At 70.1% G+C, this 19,598-nt stretch carries 17 protein-coding genes and 1 pseudogene; 9 read left to right on the top strand and 9 right to left on the bottom strand.

Features of this window, described 5'->3' with window-relative positions; translation table 11 throughout:
- Window positions 1-3 precede the first annotated feature (3 nt).
- Window positions 4-1,161, bottom strand: coding sequence for a cysteine desulfurase family protein (locus ACSQ2B_RS01585; RefSeq protein ID WP_436046744.1), 1,158 nt, complete (start codon window positions 1,159-1,161; stop codon window positions 4-6).
- On the bottom strand, window positions 1,158-1,592 hold the full coding sequence (locus ACSQ2B_RS01580; RefSeq protein WP_436046742.1) for an Rrf2 family transcriptional regulator: 435 nt from the start codon (window positions 1,590-1,592) through the stop codon (window positions 1,158-1,160). Before ACSQ2B_RS01580 ends, ACSQ2B_RS01585 begins: the two co-directional genes overlap by 4 nt.
- Window positions 1,593-1,750: 158 nt before the next feature.
- Between ACSQ2B_RS01580 and ACSQ2B_RS01575 the strand changes: the two genes are divergently transcribed.
- From ACSQ2B_RS01575 to ACSQ2B_RS01565, 3 genes are all read left to right on the top strand, one after another.
- A complete protein-coding gene (locus ACSQ2B_RS01575) occupies window positions 1,751-2,401 on the top strand; it encodes an alpha/beta hydrolase (RefSeq protein WP_436046740.1) in 651 nt (216 codons plus the stop codon).
- Window positions 2,402-2,521: 120 nt separating this feature from the next.
- The gene (locus tag ACSQ2B_RS01570; protein ID WP_436046738.1) at window positions 2,522-2,896 is read left to right on the top strand and encodes a YybH family protein; all 375 of its coding nucleotides are present in this window, start codon (window positions 2,522-2,524) and stop codon (window positions 2,894-2,896) included.
- A gap of 127 nt (window positions 2,897-3,023) precedes the next feature.
- Window positions 3,024-3,821 (top strand): TauD/TfdA dioxygenase family protein, encoded by a 798-nt coding sequence (locus ACSQ2B_RS01565; protein WP_436046737.1) that lies wholly within the window; start codon window positions 3,024-3,026, stop codon window positions 3,819-3,821.
- Here ACSQ2B_RS01565 and ACSQ2B_RS01560 read toward each other — a convergent pair.
- The 3 genes from ACSQ2B_RS01560 to ACSQ2B_RS01550 all read right to left on the bottom strand — a co-directional run bounded on the left by ACSQ2B_RS01560 (window position 3,818) and on the right by ACSQ2B_RS01550 (window position 7,008).
- Complete coding sequence (locus ACSQ2B_RS01560; protein WP_436046735.1) at window positions 3,818-4,750, bottom strand: helix-turn-helix domain-containing protein; 933 nt, start codon at window positions 4,748-4,750, stop codon at window positions 3,818-3,820. The genes ACSQ2B_RS01565 and ACSQ2B_RS01560 overlap by 4 nt on opposite strands.
- A gap of 77 nt (window positions 4,751-4,827) precedes the next feature.
- On the bottom strand, window positions 4,828-5,832 hold the full coding sequence (locus tag ACSQ2B_RS01555; RefSeq protein ID WP_436046733.1) for a M23 family metallopeptidase: 1,005 nt from the start codon (window positions 5,830-5,832) through the stop codon (window positions 4,828-4,830).
- A gap of 66 nt (window positions 5,833-5,898) precedes the next feature.
- Window positions 5,899-7,008 (bottom strand): anhydro-N-acetylmuramic acid kinase, encoded by a 1,110-nt coding sequence (locus tag ACSQ2B_RS01550; protein WP_436046732.1) that lies wholly within the window; start codon window positions 7,006-7,008, stop codon window positions 5,899-5,901.
- A 198-nt stretch (window positions 7,009-7,206) separates the two neighbouring features.
- On the opposite strand from ACSQ2B_RS01550, the gene tyrS reads away from it, so the two are divergent.
- The 5 genes from tyrS (at window position 7,207) to ACSQ2B_RS01525 (ending at window position 13,685) form a co-directional block, all read left to right on the top strand.
- Entirely contained in the window at window positions 7,207-8,529 is a 1,323-nt protein-coding gene (tyrS, locus tag ACSQ2B_RS01545; protein WP_436049548.1) for a tyrosine--tRNA ligase, read from the top strand.
- A gap of 31 nt (window positions 8,530-8,560) precedes the next feature.
- Entirely contained in the window at window positions 8,561-9,898 is a 1,338-nt protein-coding gene (locus ACSQ2B_RS01540; RefSeq protein ID WP_436046730.1) for a hypothetical protein, read from the top strand.
- 30 nt (window positions 9,899-9,928) lie between these two features.
- Window positions 9,929-10,390, top strand: a complete 462-nt coding sequence (locus ACSQ2B_RS01535; protein ID WP_436046729.1) for a peroxiredoxin — start codon at window positions 9,929-9,931, stop codon at window positions 10,388-10,390.
- Between the two features lie 65 nt (window positions 10,391-10,455).
- On the top strand, window positions 10,456-12,384 hold the full coding sequence (locus tag ACSQ2B_RS01530; RefSeq protein ID WP_436046727.1) for an alpha/beta hydrolase family protein: 1,929 nt from the start codon (window positions 10,456-10,458) through the stop codon (window positions 12,382-12,384).
- 122 nt (window positions 12,385-12,506) lie between these two features.
- Window positions 12,507-13,685, top strand: a complete 1,179-nt coding sequence (locus ACSQ2B_RS01525; protein WP_436046725.1) for a M23 family metallopeptidase — start codon at window positions 12,507-12,509, stop codon at window positions 13,683-13,685.
- Between the two features lie 15 nt (window positions 13,686-13,700).
- Here the strand turns inward: ACSQ2B_RS01525 and ACSQ2B_RS01520 are convergent.
- From ACSQ2B_RS01520 to ACSQ2B_RS01505, 4 genes and pseudogenes are all read right to left on the bottom strand, one after another.
- A pseudogene (locus tag ACSQ2B_RS01520) lies at window positions 13,701-13,799 on the bottom strand (hypothetical protein); the annotation flags it as partial.
- Window positions 13,800-13,815: 16 nt separating this feature from the next.
- Window positions 13,816-14,938 (bottom strand): peptide chain release factor 2 gene (prfB, locus tag ACSQ2B_RS01515; RefSeq protein ID WP_436046723.1). Its coding sequence is split into 2 segments (ribosomal slippage): window positions 13,816-14,868 and window positions 14,870-14,938, totalling 1,122 coding nucleotides; the frame shifts between segments, so codons are not numbered across the junction.
- Window positions 14,939-15,005: 67 nt separating this feature from the next.
- Window positions 15,006-17,411: a penicillin-binding protein 1A gene (locus ACSQ2B_RS01510; RefSeq protein WP_436046721.1), complete on the bottom strand. Its 2,406-nt coding sequence runs from the start codon at window positions 17,409-17,411 to the stop codon at window positions 15,006-15,008.
- A gap of 230 nt (window positions 17,412-17,641) precedes the next feature.
- Window positions 17,642-18,145, bottom strand: a complete 504-nt coding sequence (locus ACSQ2B_RS01505) for an SRPBCC domain-containing protein (protein WP_436046719.1) — start codon at window positions 18,143-18,145, stop codon at window positions 17,642-17,644.
- Between the two features lie 298 nt (window positions 18,146-18,443).
- On the opposite strand from ACSQ2B_RS01505, the gene ACSQ2B_RS01500 reads away from it, so the two are divergent.
- Window positions 18,444-18,974 carry a dihydrofolate reductase family protein gene (locus ACSQ2B_RS01500; RefSeq protein WP_436046717.1) on the top strand — a complete coding sequence of 177 codons (531 nt, stop codon included), beginning with the start codon at window positions 18,444-18,446 and terminating at the stop codon, window positions 18,972-18,974.
- Window positions 18,975-19,598 lie beyond the last annotated feature (624 nt).

Below are 19,598 nucleotides of genomic sequence, written 5' to 3'. Positions count from 1 at the left end.
GACTCAAACTCCTGCGGCGACGGGCGCGCGGCGCCGTGTCGTGCGCCGCTCATGCGCGGCCAACCAGGCTTGGACAAGCCTGTTCCAGTCTTCTTCGGTGCTCGCCCAGCCGCCCGATATCCGGATGGCGCAGTCGGCGAGATCCGTCCGCCCCATGGCGGTGATCACATGGCTCGGCTTCACCTTGCCCGACGAGCAGGCGGAGCCGGCGCTGACCATGACGCCGGCGAGATCCAGCGTCATGACCTGAAGCTCGGCCGGCGCCCCCGCCTCGGCCAGGCAGAGGGTGTTGGGCAGGCGGGCTGCGGCTTCGCCCAGCACCACGGCGCCCTCGGCCGTCAGCCGGGCGGCGGCGGCGTCGCGCCAGCCGGCCTGGACGGCCATCTGCTCCAGGACTTCCCGTGCGGCCTTGGCCGCGGCGCCGAAGCCGCAGATTCCGGGAACATTCTCGGTGCCCGCCCGGCGCCCCCGCTCCTGGCCGCCGCCGTGCAGGCGGCGCGAAAGGTTGGCGCGCGGGCCGAAGGTCAATGCGCCCACGCCCTGGGGCCCGCCCAGCTTGTGGGCCGAGACCGACAGGGTGTCGGCGCCGATCGCGCGGCTGTCGACGCCGATCTTGCCGGCCGCCTGGATGGCGTCGACGTGCAGCCAGCCGTCGGCGGCGCGGATGAGCTCGGCGGCCTGGGCGACCGGCTGGATCACGCCGGTCTCGTTGTTGGCCAGCATCAGGGCGACGAAGGGCCGGCCGTCGGCGGCGTCCCAGGCGGCGAGCCGGGTGTGCAGCCATTCGAGGTCGGCGACGCCGTCGCCGCTCACCGGCAGCAGTTCGACCGCCGCGCCGGACGCCCGGGCGGCCTCGATGACGCTGTCGTGCTCGATGGCCGAGACGATCAGCCGGCGCGATCCCGCCGCGACGGCGCTCTCGATCGCCAGCGCATTGGCCTCGGTGCCGCCCGAGGTGAAGATGACGGTGGAGGCAGGGGCGGCGATCAGCTCGGCGACGGCTTCCCGCGCGTGTTCGACCCGGGCCCGCGCGGCGCGGCCGGCGGCGTGCACCGACGACGGGTTTCCGCCGGCCTGCAGGGCCTGGGCGACCGCGGCTGCGGCCTCCGGCCGCACCGGGGCGGTCGCGTTGTAGTCAAGATAGATGGCGGCTGCGGTCATGCGGCGCGCCTGTCGTTCGACAGCCGGCCGTTCAGCACGTCGGCCAGGCTGACCGACGCCAGATAGTCCTCGATCCGATGGCCGAGGTCTTCCCACAGGTCGTGGGTCAGGCAGCGTTCGCCCTTGATCATGCAGCCCTTGGCCTGGGCGCAGCGGGTGGCGCGCAGCGGCTCGTCGACCGCGTGGACGATGTCGGAGATGCGGGTCTCCTCGGCGCTGCGGGCCAGGCGATAGCCGCCTCCGGGACCGCGGGCGCTGATCACCAGCCCCTTGCGCCGGAGCCGGGCGAACAGCTGCTCCAGATAAGAGAGGGAGATCTCCTGGCGATGGGCGATCTCGGCCAACGACGTCGCGCGCTCGGTCCCGCCCTCGGCGCGCGCCAGATCGGCCATCGCCATGACGGCGTAACGTCCTTTGGTGGAGAGCCGCATGGCCTTGACACCCAATGCAGTTTTCGCGCGCATCGCGAACGGGCTGTGCTAAAAGCCGCCGCCTTGCGCGGGCGAGACATCCGAACGTGACCGGACGGTTGCGACTTAGGAAGACCCAGCGCAGCAGTCAAGTATTCGAGACTCGAAAGAGGGACGGAATGCCAGAGGTGGTGCTGACAGGTGCGGCCGGCCGGATCGAAGGCCGCTATACCCAGGGCAAGAGCGAGACGGCTCCCGTAGCGCTGATCCTGCACCCGCACCCCAAGGCGGGCGGCCAGATGAACAATCCGGTCACGGTGCAGCTCTACCACCTGTTCATGAAGCGGGGCTTCTCCGTCCTGCGCTTCAACTTCCGCGGCGTCGGCCGCAGCCAGGGCGAGTTCGACAGCGGCATCGGCGAGCTGGCGGACGCCGCCACCGCGCTCGACTGGCTCCAGTCCACCAACCCGGCGGCCTCGCAGTGCTGGGTGGCCGGCTATTCCTTCGGCGCCTGGGTCGGCATGCAGCTCCTGATGCGCCGGCCCGAGACCGACGGCTTCATCTCGGTCTCGCCGCCGACCAACGCCTATGACTTCTCCTTCCTCGCCCCCTGCCCGGCCTCCGGCCTGATCTTGCACGGCGGCGCGGACACGGTGGTTCCGCCGACCGACGTCGAGAAGGTGGTCTCCAAGCTGCGCACCCAAAAGGGCATCGTCATCGATTACGAGGTGATCGAGGGCGCCAGCCACTTCTGGGTCGAAAACCTGCCGAACCTCGAACAGAGCGTCGCCAGCTACCTCGACAAGCGCCTAGCGGCTCAGCCGGCGTAGAGCCTTCCCCCGTCACCCCGGACGGCCGCCGGCCGATCCGGGACCCAGGGGCCGCCGCAACTGCAGAACCCTCTGGGTCCCGGCTCTCCGCTTCGCTACGGCCGGGATGACGGATGCAAGATGACCACCCCCGAAGACGCCATCCGCGCCCGGCGGCGGCTGACCAACAAGCTGATCGCCGCCCACGAGGCGGCGCGGCTGAAGCCCTTCTTCGCCCCGGACATCCGGCTGATCGCCGGCGACGGCGCGCTGATCCTCGGGGCCGACGCCGTGGTGGCGGCCTTCGCAAGCCAGTTCGCCGATCCGGACTTCGTCACCTACCTGCGCACGCCGGAGACGGTGGAGCTGGACGCCGCCGGCGAGCGCGCGGCCGAGCACGGCCGCTGGATCGCCGACTGGAAGGGCTCGGAGATGGGCGGGACCTACCTCGCCGTCTGGAAGAAGACCCTCGGCCAGTGGGTTCTCGAGAGCGAGCTTTACGTCACGCTGAGCTGAGCGCGCGTCCCATCGGCGAAAGCACGTCCCGCCACAGCCAGGAAATGGCGCCTCTCACACATTGGGCGAGGTGCTAGCCTCGATGCCTGTCACGCGTTGGGCCAGTCGCGCGTTGGGAGGCGTGGAGATGGACGGTTGGGTTTCCGAGGAGGGCCTTAGCTGGCGCGCCCTGGCCCCTTTCGGCGTCGAGATCGACTGTGACCTCAGCGCGCCGCACACCCCGGCCCGGAGCAAGCGCCTCGCCGGGCTGATCGCGAGGGGCGGCTATGTTCTCGCCCGCGGCCAGGCGCTCAGCATGGAGCAGCAGATCGCGCTGATGGCGCCGATCGGCCCGATCATCCGCCGCCCGCAGGAGAACGGCTACATCTCGACCGACGCCGAGGCGGCCTCGTCGCGGAGCGAGCTCAGCTTCCACGCCGACGCCGCCTATACCGACGCGCCCTTCGCCGCCCTGTCGCTGCACGCCATGGACGTGGTCGACGACGCCTCCGGCACGCGGTTCGTCAACGCCGAGCGCGGCTACGCCACCCTTCCCGCCGAGCTGCGGGACCGCCTGGACCGCGCCTCCGCCGAGATGATCTCGCCCACGCTGAGCGGCGTCGGCGTCCGCGCCTGCGACGTCCGCGAGCCCGAGGCCACCCAGCGGGCGACCTTTCCGGCGGTGCGCCTCAACCCGCGCACCGGTCGCCGCTGCATCGGGGTCAGCGAGATGCACACGGCCCGGCTTCTCGACATGGACTGGGAAGCGAGCCGCGACCTGCTGGGCGCGGTCTACGACCACCTCTACGCGCCCGGGAACAGCACCGAGCACCTCTGGCGGCGGGGCGACATCGTCATCTGGGACAACCTCACCCTGCAGCACGCCCGCGGATCGCTGAACGGCGTGGGCCGTCGGGTGCTCCAGCGGGTGGTGGCCGGGGCTTAGCGGGCGCGGCGCGCGGCGCGGAAGCTGCGTGGCGTCTGTCCGGTGGCCCGACGGAAGGCGGTCGCGAAGGCCGCGGCGTTCGCAAAGCCGACCTCCGCGGCCACCACGCCGATCGGACGCTCCGTCTCGCGCAACAGGGTCTTGGCGCGTTCGAGGGTCAAGTCCTGGACGAAGGCGCCGACCGTCCGTCCCGTCTCTTCGCGAAAGGCGCGCATCAGCTGGCGTCGGCTGAGACCGCAGAGCTTAGCCAGCTCCGCGATGGTCGGCGGGCTGTCGCCGCATCGCACACGTTCCTCGATGAGCTTCCGGCGCCAGGGCGGAAGCCCTCCCCGGCCTGCGCCATGGTCCCGGGCGTTGCGCAACGCGCGGGCGGTTTCCGCCAAGGCCGTCAGCCCCAGCCCCTCCACCAGCAGTTCGGACGCGAAGCCCGGCTCATGGACCTCGCGCGCAATCCGCCCGAGCGTCTCGCGCACCGCGTCGCTCTTCAGGTTCAGGCATTCGCGGAGCACAGGCGTGAGGTCCTCGCCAAGCTGCTGCTCGTCCGGAAACAGCCGGTTCGGACGCAGGAAGAGGTAGAGGCTGCGCTGGCGGCACACCGGGCCCTCGCCATGGAGCCGATAGCCCGCCGGGACGACGAAGACCTTTCCGTAATTTCGCGGCTCGTTGGAGACGTCGGCGAAAAATCCGCGCGAGGCGGCTGGCCGCGCCGAGAGGGCCATGTCGAAAAAATGCACGTCGTCGGAGAGCCAGGATCCGGCGATCGGAAAGTCGCGCTCGAAATCCACGACAATCGCCGTCAGCGCCGGGGTGTCCATCCGGCGCACGTCGGCCCAAAGGGCGGGAACATAGTGCTCGCCGATCGCGCCCACGGCGACGGGGCTTCCTCCCGGCACGTTCGTGACCGTGGCGCCGGCGACCTGATAGACCATGGCGTGAACCCCGAATGGCTGCTGAGCGCCAAGGAGGGCCCATCTTCGACCTGGCCAGGGCGTCGTCAAGCCGGACGTCAGAGGCGGGTCTCGATCCGCTTCTGCAGGGCGACCTTGCCCGCCCGCCACACCTTCAGCTCGGCGCTGTAGCGGCCGGGCTTCCAGCCGGTCGGCGGGCGCTTGCGTCCGAGCATGGCGAAATACTGGGCCTTGTCCCGGTCCAGCGGCGCCATCCGGTTGCTGGCGAGGGTCGCGCCGTCGGGGCCGCGAAGCGTCAGCTCCAGCTCGTCGCCCTGTTGCGGCTCGGAGACGCGCATATAGGCGACCAGCGCCGGCGCCGCGGAAGTCAGGGCTGCGATCCCGCCCGCCTCGATCGTCTCGTTGGTGACCGGCCCGGCGGCGAAGCCGGAGTTGAGGATCACCCCCGCCTTATAGGTCAGCGCCCGCGCGGCCTCGGGCGTCCACATCGACGCCTGGGCCGCGCAGGCGGCCCGTCCCTGCGCGACCGGGGCGAAGGGATCGACGATCTGGCTTGCGTGGCGCAGGGTCAGGTGCAGGTGTGGAAACTCGGTCTGGCCGGAAAGGCCGACCCGGGCGATCGGCGTCCCCGCCTTGACGACGTCGCCGACCTTCACCCGCACGCTGCCCTTCGCCAGGTGGCAGTACTGGGTCTCCCAGCCGTCGCCGTGATCGATCACCACGCCATTGCCGCACTCCTGGCCAGAGGCGGAGGGCGCGCCGGCGGCCCGGATGGAGACGTCGGCCACCCCGTCGCGCAGCCGCGCCACCCGCCCGGGCGCGGCCGCCAGCACGTCCACCCCGCGGCGCTGGGCGGCCATGTCGAGCAGCCGGATGTCGATCCCGTTGTGCTTGTCATAGGTCCGGTGGCCGCAGCGGTAGTCGCTGACGCCCGGCCCAGGGTCGCGATCGACATAGTGCTGCACCTCACAGGTCCGGCCGATCTCGCAGGCGAGCGGGAAGCCGAGCTTCGGCCCGTCGCCCGCCGCGCGGGTCAGGGCCGGCGCGAACGCGGCCCCAATGGCGACGGCGGCGGCGATGGCGGCAAGGGCGTTCGGACGCATGGGCGTGGTTCTCTCCAACGACAGCGGCCCTATGGAGCGCAGGGCCGTGGCGCTCCTGTGGCGCCTCTAGTCCGGACGGACGATGCGCCCGCCGGTCATGGCCTGGGGGACCGCCGTGGTCTTGGGGAAGGAGATCGGCAGGCCGCGGGCCGTGCGCGCCGCCAGATAGGCGAAGGCCTCGGCCTCGATGGCGTCGCCGCGCCAGCCATGCTCGTCGGCGTCGCTGACCCGGCACGGCAGGCGCTGGGCGAGCGCGCGCATGATCTCCGGATTGCGCCGACCGCCGCCGGCGACGATCACCTCGCCCGGCGTCTCGCCCATCAGCTCGCAGCCCAGGCGGACCGCCTCGGCGGTGAAGGCGACCAGGGTGGCTGCCCCGTCCTGCAGCGACAGGCCCGCGAGCGGCTGCAGGGGAAAGTCGTAGCGGTCGAGCGACTTGGGGGGCGGCATGCGGAAATAGGCGTGGGCGAGCAGCCCCTGCAGCACGTTCTCGTGCACCTGGCCCGAGGCGGCGAGCCGCCCCTCCTCGTCGAAGCGGGCCTCGCTGCGGTCCTGCACCAGCAGGTCGAGCATGCCGTTGCCGGGGCCGGTGTCGAAGGCGGCGATTTCGCCGTCGCCGCCGATGAAGGTGACGTTGGCCACGCCGCCGATGTTCAGCACCGCCAGCGGCGGCTCAAGCCCCGAGGCCCGCGCCCGGGCCAGGTGGTAGATCGGCGCCAGCGGCGCGCCCTCCCCGCCGGCGGCGACATCGGCGGTGCGGAAATCGAACGCCACCGGCACGCCGGTCTTGCGCGCGAGCAGGGCGGCGTCGCCGAGCTGCACCGTGCGGCCGACGCCGCCGCCCCGGGGACGTTCGTGCAGCACCGTCTGGCCGTGCATGCCGATCAGGTCGATGTCGGACCAGGTCAGGCGGTTTGCGGCGAGAAACCCCTCGGCCGCCGCGAAATGCTCCTCCGCGCCGGCCCGTGCAGCCTCGGCGAAGATGGCCGGCTCGACCGCCCCCCGGGGCCAGCGCAGCGCCTCGTAGGTCGCCGCCAGCATGATGTCGCGGGTCTCGTCGGTCAGCTTGCGCTCGCCGGCGGGCCCGAAGGCGGAGATGGTTTCGCCATCGGTTTCCAACACCGCCATGTCGACGGCGTCGAGCGAGGTTCCGGTCATGAATCCAAGGACGCGCATGTCGGCTTGACTGCCATGCGTCGCGGCCCCCATGCTAGTCGCATGTTCGGCAAGATCGTCCGTACCGGCCGCTATTACCGCCCGCGCAACTAGCGGGTCGCCGATCGTTTGCGCCCGCCTCTTTGGCCGGCGCCTCTCCCGAACACCGACGCCGGCCTCCTCGATCGAACAGGAAGCCCCATGTCGCTTGACTCCCCCATGTCTCTCGAAAACTCCGGGCCGCCCGTGCTAGAGCCCGGCCACCGAAATTCCGAGACCCCGAAGATGTCCGACGCGCCGTTCAAGTCCGAGTTCCTCACGACCATGCAGGCGCGCGGCTACATTCACCAGATCAGCCACCCGGCCGAGCTGGACGAGGCGGCGGCGGCGGGACGGGTGACCGCCTACGTCGGCTTCGACGCCACCGCGCCCAGCCTACACGTCGGCAATCTCATCTCCATCATGATGCTGCGCCGCCTGCAGCAGGCCGGCCACAAGCCGATCGTTCTGATGGGCGGGGGCACCACCAAGGTCGGCGATCCGAGCGGCAAGGACGAGAGCCGCAAGATGCTGACCGAGGCGGACATCGACGCCAACATCGCCAGCATCCGCACCGTCTTCGAGAAGTTCCTGACCTTCGGCGACGGCCCGACCGACGCGGTGATGGTCAACAACGACGACTGGCTGTCGAAGCTGGGCTACATCGAGTTCCTGCGCGAGTTCGGGCCGCACTTCACGGTCAACCGCATGCTGACCTTCGATTCGGTGAAGCTGCGGCTCGAGCGCGAGCAGCCGCTGACCTTCCTCGAGTTCAACTACATGCTGATGCAGGCGGTCGACTTCCTGCACCTGCACCGCAACCTGGGCGTCGGCCTGCAGATGGGCGGCTCCGACCAGTGGGGCAACATCATCAACGGCGTCGAACTGGTGCGCCGGATCGAGCGCAAGGCGGCCTTCGCCCTGACCACCCCGCTGCTCACCACCTCGTCGGGCGCCAAGATGGGCAAGACCGCCGCCGGCGCGGTCTGGCTGAACGCCGACCTGCTCAGCCCCTACGACTACTGGCAGTTCTGGCGCAACACCGAGGACGCCGACGTCGGCCGCTTCCTACGCCTGTTCACCGACCTGGCCCTGGACGAGATCGCCCGGCTGGAGGCCCTGCCGGGCGCCGAGATCAACGAGGCCAAGAAGGTGCTGGCCAACGAGGCTACCCGGACCCTGCACGGCGCCGAGGCGGCCGAGGCGGCGGCCCAGGCGGCCCAGGCGGCCTTCGTCGAAGGCCGGCTCTCCGCCGACCTGCCGACCCATGAGGTGGCGGCCTCGGAGCTGGAGGCCGGGATCGTGCTGGCGACCCTGGCAGCGGACGTCGGCCTCGCCGGGTCCAGAGGCGAAGCCCGACGGCTGGCCCAGGGCGGCGGCCTGCGGGTCAACGACAAGGCCGAGACCGACGCCAACCGCCTGGTCACCGCCGCCGACCTGGTGGACGGGGTGGTCAAGCTGGCCGCCGGGAAGAAGAAGATCGTCCTGGTGAAGCCGGTCTAGGCTCATCCCGCAGAAGATTCGGGGGCGGGAGATGGCCAAGATCGCGCGGACGCAGGGCGCCGCCATCTCGCCCTGGCTGCGAGGCCTGACCCTCGCCGTCCTGGCGCTCTATCTCGCGCTCTCGGCCTATGTGCTGTGGCGCGCGGCGGTGCTCACGCCCTATTCGGACGAGATCGACTGGATCCAGCGCTGGCGCGACCTCCAGGTCCACAGCGACTGGAGCGCCTATCTGCTGACGCCGGTGAACCTGCACCGGCTGCCCTGGATGTTCGGCCTGATCGCCTTCGACATCCAGGCGCTCGGCGGAACCAATCTTCCGCTGATCGTCTCCGGCGCGCTCAGCGTGGGCGCGATGGCCTGGCTGCTGGGCCGTGAAGCCGCCAGGGCCGCGCCGGCGCCGCTCGCCCTGCCGGCGGCGACGCTGGCGGCGATGCTCACCCTGATGGCCGGAACCATCCTCGACGCCGCCACCCCGATCTGCGTGAACTACACCCACGGCGCGGTGTTGGCGGTGGCGGCCATGGTGCTGGCGGACGGCGGCCTCCGCGAGGGCCTGAGCTGGCGCCGCGCGGCCGCCCTGCTGGTCGCCATGACCGCGGCGCTGGGCGACGCCGCCGCCCTCGCCGTCTGGCCGGCGCTCGCGCTTGGCGCGATCCGCCGACGCGACTGGGCCTGGCTGGCGGCCGTGCTGGTCGCCGGCGGGATCTTCGTCGGCCTCTACGCCTCGGGCCAGGGCGGCGACGCGCGCAGCAGCACCCACGGCGCGCTGCAGCAGCCGCTCGTCGCCCTGCGGCTCGCGTTGAACTACCTGATGCTGCCCTGGACGCGGCTGAACCTGGACCTGGCCTGGATCGGCGGCCTGCTCATCGCCCTGATCGGCCTCGCCGCCGTTCTCCTCCGCGGCGGACGCCAGGCCCCGCGCGCCGAACGGCTCGCCTGCAGCTTCATCCTCTTTTCGCTGGGCACGGCGGCGATGGCCGGGCTCGGACGTTCGGGGCTGCCGGACGCGCTGAACGTGCCCCTGCGCTATGGCGTGCTGCTGGCGCCGCTGCACGTCGGCCTGCTGATGCTCGCCCTCCCCTATGCGGGCCTGCTCTGGCGCGCGAACCGCCCGTTCGCCCAGGCGCTCTGCGCCGCGGGTCTCCTGCTGATGGCCGCTCAGAACGGGCTCATGGCGGTGAAGGTGGTCCGTGCGAGCGAGGTCGTCCGCACCACCCTCGAGGATTTCCGCCAGGGCCGGCGAACGCCGCAGATGCTGGTCTTCGTCCACCCCGACCTGGCCCACGCCGAGCGCATCTACGCCGGCCTGCGCCAGGACGGCCTCTTCCAGCACGAGCTGCACTTGAAGCGCGGGACGCCTGCGCGCTAAGCGGCGTAGGCGAACCCAGGAGACGATGCGATGAGCGGACCCGCCGAAGGCGACAAGGCCCCGGATTTCGAGCTGGAGACCGCGGACGGGCCGATCCGCCTGGCCGACTTCGCCGGCAAGACCCTGGTGCTCTACTTCTACCCGAAGGACGACACCACCGGCTGCACCCGCGAGGCGCAGGACTTCACGGCGCTTGCCGCCGACTTCGCCAAGGCCGGCGCCGCAGTGGTCGGGGTCTCCAAGGACACGGTCGCCAAGCACAGGAAGTTCGTCGCCAAATACGAGCTGGGCGTCGTCCTGGGCTCGGACCCGGAAGGCGCCGTCATCGAACGCTACGGCTCCTGGGTCGAGAAGACCCTCTACGGTCGCCAGTACATGGGCATCGACCGCTCCACCTTCCTGATCAAGGACGGCGTCGTGAAACGCATCTGGCGCAAGGTGAAGGTCGCCAATCACGCACAGCAGGTGCTGGAGGCGGCCAAGAGCGCCTGACCCCGCACCGATTGCGCAGGTGAGCTGCTCCTGGCACTCTACCGTGGGGTGTTTGGGGGCGACGCATGTTTCGGAAAGTCATTCTTGCGCTCGGCGCGTTGATCGCGTCGGGCTGGAGCGCGCACGCCGCGCCGCTGGAGGCCTACGGCAAGCTGCCAAGCATCGAGCAGGCGGCCGTCTCGCCCAGCGGCAAGCTGGTCGCCTATGTCGTCACCGATGGAGAGGAGCGCACCGTCGCGGTGAAGCACATCGCGGCCGAGAACGTGGTCTTTATCGGCCGTGCTGGCGAATTGAAACTCCGCGATCTCATCTGGGCGGGCGATGATCACCTCGTTCTGACGATGTCGACGGCCAGACAGCCGTACGGCGTCATCACCCCGAGAGTCGAACACGCCGTCCCGCTCAACCTCGACCTCAAGACGCGGCGCATCCGTCCCCTGCTCGAAAACCCGCATCGGGTCCAGAACGCGATGAACACCATCAGCGGGACGCCGGAGGTGCGCACGATCAAGGGCAAACCCGCACTGTTCGTCCGCGGCATCCACTTCATCTCAGGCCAGGGTCAGCCCGGCCTGTTCCAGGTCGACCTCGACAGCAATGCGGCGACCCTGGTGGCGCCCGGCGGCCGCGGCGCCTACGACTGGGTGGTCGGGTCCGACGGGCAGGTGCTGGCGGAGGCGCTTTACGACGACCGGGCCGGAATCTGGGGGCTCAGGGTCAAGTCCTCCTCCGGGACCTGGCGGACCGTGAACAAGGTCGTGGCCCCGATCGAAACCCCGGACCTGGTCGGCCTCGGACGCGACGGCAAGTCGGTCCTGGTCGACCTCGCGGACGAGAAAGGCGGGGCGGCCTGGCGCGAAATGTCGACCGAGACCGCCAGCTGGGGAGAGCCCATTCCGCGGTCCGACAGTCAGTCCACGATCCTCGACCCCGATACGGGCCGCCTGATCGGAAACGTCGCCCTCATAGGCGACACCTGGAAGTACGAGTTCTTCGCCCCGCAGGACACCGCGGTATGGCGCGCGGTTTCCAAGGCCTTCGCGGGCGACATTGTGCGGTTGGTCTCCTGGTCGAACGACCGCAAGAAGATCGTCGTCAGGGTGGACTCCGCCCAGCTCGGCCCGGCCTACGCCCTCGTCGACCTGAACACCGGAAAGGCGAACTGGCTCGGGAACGAGTATGTGGGCTTGAAGGCGGAGGACGTCTCTCCGGTGAAGCCCGTTCGCTATAAGGCGGCGGACGGGTTGGAGCTGACCGGATATCTCACCCTGCCCCGCGAGGGCGCTCCGCGAGGCCTGCCGCTGGTGGTGCTGGCCCACGGCGGTCCCGCCGCGCGGGACGAGCCGGGCTTCGACTGGTGGTCGCAGGCCCTGGCTGCGCGCGGCTACGCCGTGCTTCGCGTCAACTTCCGCGGCTCCGACGGCTTTGGCGGGGCGTTCCTCAGCGCAGGATTCGGCGAGTGGGGCCGGAAGATGCAGACCGATCTTTCCGACGGCGTCAGGCGCCTGGCCGCCGATGGCGTCGTCGATCCGAAGCGCGTCTGCATCGTCGGCGCCAGCTACGGCGGCTATGCGGCCCTCGCGGGCGCCACCATCGATCACGGCGTCTACCGCTGCGCCGCCGCCTTCGGCGGGGTGGCCGACCTGCGCGATCTCGTCACCGACTTCAGGTCGAAGCGCGGCCGGGTCGCCCAGCGCTATTGGCTCCGCTTCATCGGCACCGACAACACCGCAGACCTGGTGATGACACGCTATTCCCCGGCGGCGCGGGCGGCGGAATCCGACATCCCGGTCCTGCTGGTCCACGGCCGGGACGACACCGTCGTGCCGATCGCCCAGAGCCGCAAGATGGCGAAGGCGCTTCGCGCCGTGGGCAAGCCGGTCGAATTGATCGAGCTGAAAGGCGAGGACCACTGGCTCAGCACCGGTGAAACGCGGCTGGCGATGCTCCAAGCCACGGTCGACTTCCTGGAGAAGAACAACCCGCCGAACTAGGTGCAGCCCGAAAGCGTCCACAGGCGAGGGCCTCGACGCTCCACAGCCTGCGACGCCCCGACGCTTGCGAGTGGTTAATATTTGGTCAAGATCCCCCGCCGATGGGGTGGATGCTTCGGGGGATGGCCTTGGAACAGCTGGAGCGCTTACGCGCGCGCGTCGAGGGCTGGTTCCCGGAACGGCATCTCTACATCCGGCAGGGCGGCGACATGCGCGCCTTCGTCCTCAGCCAGCGCAAACAGATGATGATGGCCGGCGGCGTCGCCGCGGCCGCCCTGTGGATGGGCGTCTGCACCGCGGCCATGCTGCTCACCCTGATCCAGGGCTCCGCGGCGGACCGCCAGGCAGCCCAGGCCCAGGCCAAGTACGAACGCTGGATCGCCGACCGCCAGGCGCGGCTGGAGAGCGCGGCGTCCGCGGTCAAGCTCGGGGCGGGATCGCCGGCGGCGCTGGCCAGCCTCGTCGAGCGCCGGCACGCGGCTCTGGCCCTGCTGCTGGTCGACGCCCGGAACGCGCCGGGGGCGGCCCAGGCCCTGTCCCCGCCGATCGCCCAGGCGGTCTCCGCGGCGACGGACGCCGCCGATCCCGTTCACCGGCTGCAGGCTGTCCAGGCGTCCCAGGAACAGGTGCTGGAGGCCGCCGACGCCTTCGCCCATAGCCGCGCCGAGCGGGTGCGCAGGGCGCTCCGTCTGGCCGGCGTCTCGCCCGCGGCCGCGCTGCGCCAGCAGGCGTCGCTGCGCGGCCCCCTCGGCGGACCGCTGATCGAAGCCAATGATCCGCAAGCCCTGGCCGCCGTCCTCGACGCGGATCCCGCCTTCGCCCGGCGGATCCAGCGCGCCGCCGCCGACCTTTCCGACGCCCAGGCCCTGTCCGACGCCGCCAAGCGCCTGCCCCACGCCCGGCCGACCCAGGCGACGCCCCAGACCAGCGGCTTCGGCATGCGGATCGACCCCTTCACCCACCATTCGGCCTTTCACACCGGCCTCGACTTCGCCGGCGCGCGGATGACCCCGGTGCAGGCGACCGCGCCGGGCCTGGTGACCTTCACCGGCGTGCGGAGCGGCTATGGCAAGACTGTCGAGGTCGACCATGGGGGCGGCTTCAAGACCCGCTACGCCCACCTCGCCAGCATCGGCGTGCGGCCCGGCCAGCGCGTCGCCGTCGGCGCGCGACTGGGCGGCATGGGGTCGACCGGGCGCTCCACCGGCACCCATCTGCACTACGAGGTCTGGGTGAACGGCCGGGTGCAGAACCCCGAACGGTTCGTGCGGGCGGGCGCCTATGCGCTGCAGGGCGGCTGATCTCAAATAAGGTCCGTCATCCCGGACGGCCTGCAAGGCCGAGCCGGGACCCAGGGGCCGCCGCACTGCAGAACCCACTGGGTCCCGGCTCTGCGCTTCGCTACGGCCGGGATGACGAACGTTTTGAGACTTAGCCTTCCGTCGCGTCCCGCGTGGCGCCGACGCGCTGGGCGAGCGCTGCGCCCATGAATTCGTCGAGGTCGCCGTCGAGCACGCCTTGGGTGTCGGAGGTCTCCACCTCGGTGCGCAGGTCCTTCACCATCTGGTATGGCTGCAGCACATAGGATCGGATCTGGTGGCCCCAGCCGATGTCGGTCTTCTGGTCCTCGATCGCCTGCTGCGCCGCCTCGCGCTTCTCCAGCTCCAGCTCGTAGAGCCGGGCCTTCAGCATCTTCCAGGCCTGGTCGCGGTTCTGGTGCTGCGAGCGCTGGTTCTGGCAGGCGACCGCGATGCCGGTCGGGATGTGCGTCAGGCGCACCGCCGAATCGGTCTTGTTGACGTGCTGGCCGCCGGAGCCCGAGGCGCGATAGGTGTCGGTCCGCACGTCCGCCGGGTTGATCTCGATCTCGATGGTGTCGTCGACCACCGGATAGACCCAGACCGAGGCGAAGCTGGTGTGCCGCTTGGCGGCCGAATCGAAGGGCGAGATGCGCACCAGGCGGTGGACGCCCGCCTCGGTCTTCAGCCAGCCGTAGGCATTGGTCCCCTTGACCTGCAGGGTCACCGACTTGATGCCGGCCTGCTCGCCCGTGGTCTCTTCGAGGAAGTCGACGGTCATGCCATGGGCCTGGGCCCAGCGGCTGTACATGCGCAAGAGCATGCCGGCCCAGTCGTTGGACTCGGTGCCGCCGGCGCCGGAGTTGATTTCCACGAAGGCGTCGTTGCCGTCCGCCTCGCCGGAGAGCAGGGCCTCCAGCTCGGCGCGTCCGGCGCGTTCCTTCAGCGCCTGGAGCTGGGCGCGGGCTTCATCGAGCGAAGCCTCGTCGCCCTCCTCGTCGGCCATCTCGGCATAGCCGACGGCGTCCTCCAGCCCGTTGGCCAGCGAATTCACGGCCTCGATCTGGGCGGCCAGGCGCGACCGCTCGCGGCTGACGGCCTGGGCCTCGTCGGCGTTGTTCCACAGCGTCGGGTCCTCGACCCGCGCGTTCAGCTCATCAAGTTTGCGGAGGGCAGGGTCCCAGTCAAAGACGCCTCCTGAGCAGTTCGATCGACTGCTCGATGTCAGCCTTCGCGGCCTCGACATCCGCTCTCATGGGAGAAGCTCCGTTTACGACAAGGCGCGGGACGTACCCCGCGCCCGACCCCAATACAAGCGGCGCATCAGTACAAGCCGGTGACGTCCTCGGCCGGCCTCTTCGGCGGCGGCGGGGAGGTGGCCGCTCCGGCGTTCGGCGCGCCGGTCACCCCGTTCTGCCAGACCTTGTCGTAGGGCTGCGGCCCGACGGGGACGCCCTGCCCGGCGCCCGGCGAATAGGCCTGGGCGACCCGCGGCTCGGTGCCGGGACGGAAGGCCTCGCGGATGCCGCGCACCATGGCGAACTTGGCGTCCTTCGGCGGGACGAAATCGTCCGCCGGTTCGGTCTTGAGGGCTTCCTGCATGAACTGGACGAAGATCGGCACGGCCGAGGCGGCGCCGGTCTCGCCACGGCCCAGGCTGCGGTTGTCGTCAAAGCCGACGAAGACGCCGACCACCAGCTTGGGCGAGAAGCCCATGAACCAGGCCGAGCGGTAGTCGTTGGTGGTGCCGGTCTTGCCGCCGACCGCGCGGCCCAGCGACAGGGCCTGGGTGGCGGTGCCGCGCTGGACCACCCCCTGCAGCATGCTGGTGATCTGGTAGGCGGTGATCGGGTTCCAGACCTGGTCGCCGGTCTCGCCGATCCGGGGGCTCTCGTCGCCGCTGAAGCCGGCGTCGCAGCGGTCGCAGTCGCGCCGGTCGGCCTTGAAGATGGTCTTGCCCTCACGGTCCTCGACCAGCTCGATGAGGTGCGGATCGACCTTCCGGCCGCCGTTGACGAAGGTCGAATAGGCCGCGGCCATCTTGAAGACCGTGGTCTCGCCGGAGCCCAGGGCCATCGAAAGCACCCGGTCCATATGTTTGCTGACCTCGAGCTTCTCGGCGTTGGCGGCGATCTTGCCCATGCCGACGCCCTGGGCCAGCCGCACCGTCATGGTGTTGCGCGACAGCTCCAGGCCTTTGCGCAGCTGCAGCGGCCCGTAGTACTTGCCCTCGTAGTTCTCGGGCGACCACGCCTGGCCGTTGGCGCCGGACAGCGTGATCGGCGAGTCCATGACCACGCTGGCCGGCGTGTAGCCGTTCTCCAGCGCGGTCGCATAGACGATCGGCTTGAAGGCCGAGCCGGGCTGGCGCAGCGCCTGGGTGGCGCGGTTGAAGTTCGACAGCGAGAAGGAATAGCCGCCGACCATGGCCACCACCCGGCCGGAATAGGGCTCCATGGCCACCAGGGCGCCGTTCACCTGCGGCACCTGCTTCAGCCGCAGAACCGCCGGGTTGGCGTCGTCGGGCGCGACGAAGATCAGATCGCCCGAGCCGATCCCCTTCCCGCTCCGCGCCCAGGCGACGTCGGCGGGCGTCAGCGCGCCGGTCTGGCCCTCGATGGTCCGCACCGTGACCACGCCGCCGCCCACGTCGGTGACGACTGCGGCGCGCCAGGTCCGGCGTTCGGCGGGCTTCGAGGTCTTCTTGGCCACGGCCTCCCAGCCGCCGAGGGTGGTCACATGGCCCCAGGCCCCGCGCCAGCCATGGCGGCGGTCGTAGGCCTCCAGCCCGTCCATCAGCGCCGTGCGCGCCGCGCTCTGCATGCGCGGATCGAGCGTCGTGCGCATGTAGTAGCCGCCCTCGTTCAGGCGATCGCCCAGGGTGGCCAGGCCGCGGCGGCGGACCTCTTCGACGAAATAGTCGGCGTCGCGATACTTGGATCGCGTCGGCTCCGGCTGGACCTTCAGGTCCTGGCGCTTGGCCGCCTCGATCTCGGCCCGGCTCGCCCAGCCCATCTCGCCCATCTGGTCGAGCACCCAGTTGCGCCGCGCCAGCGCCTGCTGCTTGCGGCGGATCGGGTGGTAGTTGTCAGGCCCCTTGGGCAGCGACGCCAGATAGGCGCACTCGGCGAGGTCCAGGTCGCTGATCGACTTGCCGAAATAGTTGTAGGCGGCGGCGCCCACCCCGAACGAGCGGTAGCCCAGCCAGATCTCGTTCAGATAGAGCTCGAGGATCCGCTGCTTGGAGAGCACCTGCTCCAGCCGGCTGGCGAGGATCGCCTCCTTCAGCTTGCGGCCGATCGTTTGTTCGTTGCTGAGCAGGACGTTCTTGGCGACCTGCTGGGTGATCGTCGACCCCCCTTCGAAGCGACGTCCCTGGGCCGCGTTGACGACGTTCCTGGCCATGGCCCGGCCAAGGCCGGTCACGTCGACGCCGCCGTGCTTGAAGAAGTTGTGGTCCTCGGCCGCCAGGAAGGCCAGGGCCAGCTTGGGCGGCATGTTGTCGTAGGGGACGAAGATGCGCCGCTCGCGCGAGAACTCGCCGATCAGGGTGCCGTCCCACGCGTAGGCCCGGGTCGCCGTCGGCGCGTGGTAGTCGGCCAGGTCGCCGGCGTCGGGCATGTCGTGGAACAGCCAGGCCGCCCAGATGGCCGCACAGAAGCCCGCCACCGCAATGGCGCTCAGCACGACGACGCCGGCCGTGGCGACCCATCTTTCCGGGGGGTTCAACTTAAGCTCGCCTCCGGGGGACGCCCGATCCCCTTTCGCCCCGGTCTAGCGCGCGTCGCGGCGGGCGCCAACGGCCGTGCGCGCTTCGCGTCAGCGGGCCGCGGGATGGGGAGTGGTCGTGAAGCGACGGGGTGGTGGCCGGTTAGAGGACGTTCGCAACGGGCGTGAGGGGTGGAAAGGGGACCTACCTGCCCGCGAAGCGGCGGGAGGCGAGGCCCCCAGGGCCGCCCTCACGCCGATGAGCGTCGCGAGGCGAGAAGCTCGTCCAGTTGGGCGAATTGCTCGACCGTCATCGCCTGCATCCCTGCGACGGCGTCTGCGAGAGGCTCGGCAGACGGATAGAGTTCGCTCAGGACCAGCAGCGTCCTTTCACCCTCGTCCTCGAAGGTGACGGTCGTGACCGGCGCATCGTCGTTCTCCTCGTTTGTCCAGACGAGGCGCGAGGGCGGCGTCACCTCAAGGTACTTGCCGAAGAACGTCATGGAGTCCGATCCGTCGCCGCCGAACGTGATGCGATAGCCGCCTCCCGTGCGGGCGTCGATCTCGCAAGCGCTGAGCGCCGCGCCCATCGACTTGGGCGCCCACCACAGCCTGAAGATCTCAGGCCGGGTCCAGGCGTCGAACACCGCGCAGGCTGGGCTGTCGAAGGTGCGGGTGACGACCAGCTCGCGATCGGATTTTCGCGCGACGGTGGTGAGTTTCTTCTCCCGGTTGGGCCGACCGCTCTGGCTCATAGATCTCTTCCTTTCTCTCGAGACATCGTCCGATTCATCGGAACGACGAACGAGCGCCCCGGAAGCCGACATCGCGGAGGTCTGATGAGGGTCGCGAGCTCGCCGAGGCGCCGCCAGGTAGCGGACATTGCGAACCGCGGTTCGGGGTGGGTTGCTGCCGTTGACCCCGGTGCGGCAAGTGGACGTCCAGGGCGCACGGCCGAACGCAGCCGCCTCAAACGCCAATGGTGAGCCAATCCGTGGCTCGCCTTCTGGACCTGGGTAGCCCAGGCTACGCAGGTGCTGAACGGAGGGTTGCGTGGCGACGATTGTCTATGCCTTGAACCAGTCGCTGGACGGCGTGGTCGATCACGACGCGATGGCGCCGGACCCGGTGCTGTTCCGGCATTTCATCGAGGACGTGCGCGGCCTTTCCGGCATGCTCTACGGGCGGCGGATGTACGAGGTGATGCGCTACTGGGACGAGGAGCAGCCGGGCTGGAATGCGGCGGAGCGCGAATACGCCGAGGCTTGGCGGAGCCGGCCGAAGTGGGTGGTGTCGCGGACGCTGGGCTCGGTCGGGCCGAACGCGAGCTTGGTCAGTGAGGCGCTGGAGGCGGCGGTGCGGCGGCTGAAGGCCGAGCACGAGGGGGTGATCGAGGTTGCGGGGCCGGAACTGGCGGGGGGGCTGACGGCGCTCGGGCTTATCGACGAGTACCGCATCTATGTGCACCCGGTCGCGGCCGGCGAGGGCAAGCGGTACTTTGTGGGGCCTGCGCCGGCGCTGGCGCTGGTGGCGAATGAGCAGATCGGGGACAGGGTTGTGCGGCTGACGTATCGGCCGGCGTGAGGGGCGCCTCCGCCATCCTGGCCACCGCGCCGCCGTCGGCGCTTCTCGCCTTCCTCATGCTCGATAGCCAACCGGGCGACAATCGCTTCGGCCCCAATCCGAAAGGTGACGTCTCGCGAGAGCCAGCTATCGCCTGACACATCCGAGGTAATAAGGCGGCCTCGCCGTCTGTGCTCGGAGTTGACCTCCGCTCCTCGAAAGATGCATCGCCAGATGCTTCTGCGGCTTCAATCTCCCGGCGAGATGCGAGCCTGCCGGCCCAGGCCTGTCAAGGATCGCGCGCCGCGCGACCGCGAAGCGGCGAGCCCTTCGGGCTCGTCCTTGAGAAGCCTGGGCCGGAAGGCAGACTGGCCGCCATGAGATTTAAGCCCAGCTGTCGCGCGAGCGTGGCCGGAACCGTCCGCGCTCCTCCCGCCGCTTCGCGGCTAGGCGATTCACACATCGCTGAAACGGATTTGTTTTCAATCGCTTGGGAGGCCATGAGAAATCCTTCTCCCCTTGTGGGAGAAGGTGGCCCGCGTCAGCGGGTCGGATGAGGGGTCGAACGCCCCATCCGCGTAAGACCACGAAACAGAACGGCAATCTCCGCGAGCCCCCTCATCCGTCGGCTTCGCCGACACCTTC

Source organism: Phenylobacterium sp. LjRoot225 (assembly GCF_964252855.1).
Classification (GTDB): domain Bacteria; phylum Pseudomonadota; class Alphaproteobacteria; order Caulobacterales; family Caulobacteraceae; genus Phenylobacterium.
The sequence above is the reverse complement of the archived record's forward strand: the minus strand, read 5'-3'. Positions and strand labels throughout refer to the sequence as shown.

What these genes read in the sequence shown, in the direction of transcription:
- ACSQ2B_RS01575 (WP_436046740.1), top strand. Translation starts at nt 1,751, where the DNA reads ATGCCAGAGGTGGTGCTGACAGGTGCGGCCGGCCGGATCGAAGGCCGC.
- ACSQ2B_RS01585 (WP_436046744.1), bottom strand. Translation starts at nt 1,161, where the DNA reads ATGACCGCAGCCGCCATCTATCTTGACTACAACGCGACCGCCCCGGTG.
- ACSQ2B_RS01560 (WP_436046735.1), bottom strand. Translation starts at nt 4,750, where the DNA reads ATGGTCTATCAGGTCGCCGGCGCCACGGTCACGAACGTGCCGGGAGGA.
- ACSQ2B_RS01540 (WP_436046730.1), top strand. Translation starts at nt 8,561, where the DNA reads ATGGCCAAGATCGCGCGGACGCAGGGCGCCGCCATCTCGCCCTGGCTG.
- ACSQ2B_RS01580 (WP_436046742.1), bottom strand. Translation starts at nt 1,592, where the DNA reads ATGCGGCTCTCCACCAAAGGACGTTACGCCGTCATGGCGATGGCCGAT.
- ACSQ2B_RS01505 (WP_436046719.1), bottom strand. Translation starts at nt 18,145, where the DNA reads ATGAGCCAGAGCGGTCGGCCCAACCGGGAGAAGAAACTCACCACCGTC.
- ACSQ2B_RS01555 (WP_436046733.1), bottom strand. Translation starts at nt 5,832, where the DNA reads ATGCGTCCGAACGCCCTTGCCGCCATCGCCGCCGCCGTCGCCATTGGG.
- tyrS (WP_436049548.1), top strand. Translation starts at nt 7,207, where the DNA reads ATGTCTCTCGAAAACTCCGGGCCGCCCGTGCTAGAGCCCGGCCACCGA.
- ACSQ2B_RS01565 (WP_436046737.1), top strand. Translation starts at nt 3,024, where the DNA reads ATGGACGGTTGGGTTTCCGAGGAGGGCCTTAGCTGGCGCGCCCTGGCC.
- ACSQ2B_RS01525 (WP_436046725.1), top strand. Translation starts at nt 12,507, where the DNA reads ATGGCCTTGGAACAGCTGGAGCGCTTACGCGCGCGCGTCGAGGGCTGG.
- ACSQ2B_RS01535 (WP_436046729.1), top strand. Translation starts at nt 9,929, where the DNA reads ATGAGCGGACCCGCCGAAGGCGACAAGGCCCCGGATTTCGAGCTGGAG.
- ACSQ2B_RS01530 (WP_436046727.1), top strand. Translation starts at nt 10,456, where the DNA reads ATGTTTCGGAAAGTCATTCTTGCGCTCGGCGCGTTGATCGCGTCGGGC.
- ACSQ2B_RS01570 (WP_436046738.1), top strand. Translation starts at nt 2,522, where the DNA reads ATGACCACCCCCGAAGACGCCATCCGCGCCCGGCGGCGGCTGACCAAC.
- ACSQ2B_RS01550 (WP_436046732.1), bottom strand. Translation starts at nt 7,008, where the DNA reads ATGCGCGTCCTTGGATTCATGACCGGAACCTCGCTCGACGCCGTCGAC.